General features: G+C 68.4%; 1 protein-coding gene. It reads left to right on the top strand.

What is annotated here, in order from left to right:
* Nucleotides 1-1,052: molybdopterin cofactor-binding domain-containing protein (locus tag J0I79_RS33905; protein WP_292870197.1), on the top strand; the 1,052-nt coding region annotated here is incomplete at both ends.

Raw genomic sequence — 1,052 nt, 5'->3', positions numbered from 1 at the left:
TGGCGGCCGCGCCGCAACCCGCCAGACGGTGACCATCGGCGCCGATCATGACGGGCGCATCCAGTCGATCGTGCATCGCGGCGTCAACGAGACGTCGATCGACGGCATGTGGGTCGAACCGCTCGGCTCGGTCACCTCGATCATGTACGCCACGCCCAACTTCTCCTCGAAGCAGAATGTCGTGCGCGTCAATTCCGTCGTGCCGGGCGCCATGCGCGCGCCGGGCGAAAACCCCAGCGCCTTCGGCATCGAGAGCGCCATCGACGAACTCGCCTACGAGGTCGGCATCGATCCGCTGGAAATCCGGCTGAGGAACTATGCCGAGCGGGACCCGCACGCGAAAAAGGCCTGGTCGACCAGGCAGTTGCGCGAGGCTTTTGCAGCGGGCGCCGAGCGCTTCGGCTGGGCAAGGCGCGCGCCGCAGCCACGCTCCATGCGCGACGGCAACCACCTTATCGGCTGGGGCGTCGCCGCAGGCACCTATCCGGTACGCCGCGCCTATGGCGAAGCCAGGGTGCGCATCCTGGCCGACGGTTCGGTCGAGGTCGAAAGCTCCTCGATCGACATGGGCCAGGGCACCTACACGATCCTGGCGCAGACCGCCGCCGAGACGGTCGGCGTCAGCGCCGACGACGTGGTGGTGAAGCTCGGCGACTCCCGCTTTCCCCGCGCCGGCGTCACCGGCGGCTCCCGTCTGGCTGGCGTCATGACCGGCGCGGTTTACAAGGCTGCCGCCTCGGCGCTCGACGAACTCGTCGGGCTGGCGATCAACGATCCGCGCTCGCCCTTCCACGCGCTGCAGGCCAACACGCTGGTCGTCGCCAATGGCCGCGTCGCCTCGCCGCGCGGCGAAGGCCCCGATGTCTCCATCGCCGAACTGCTCAAGAGCGTCGGCCGCGACAGCGTCGAAGCCACAGGCGACACCATGCCCGCCAACTCGACGGCGGAAGACCGCTACAAGAACTACACCACCATCGCCATGTCGCTGCCGCACACCGAGGGCGACTATTCCCGCCACTCCTGGTGCGCGCATTTCGTCGAAGTGCGCGTCG

This window comes from Mesorhizobium sp. (assembly GCF_017306585.1).
Taxonomy (GTDB): domain Bacteria; phylum Pseudomonadota; class Alphaproteobacteria; order Rhizobiales; family Rhizobiaceae; genus Mesorhizobium.
Note: the sequence above shows the minus strand (reverse complement) of the source record. Positions and strands in the feature narration are given on the sequence as shown.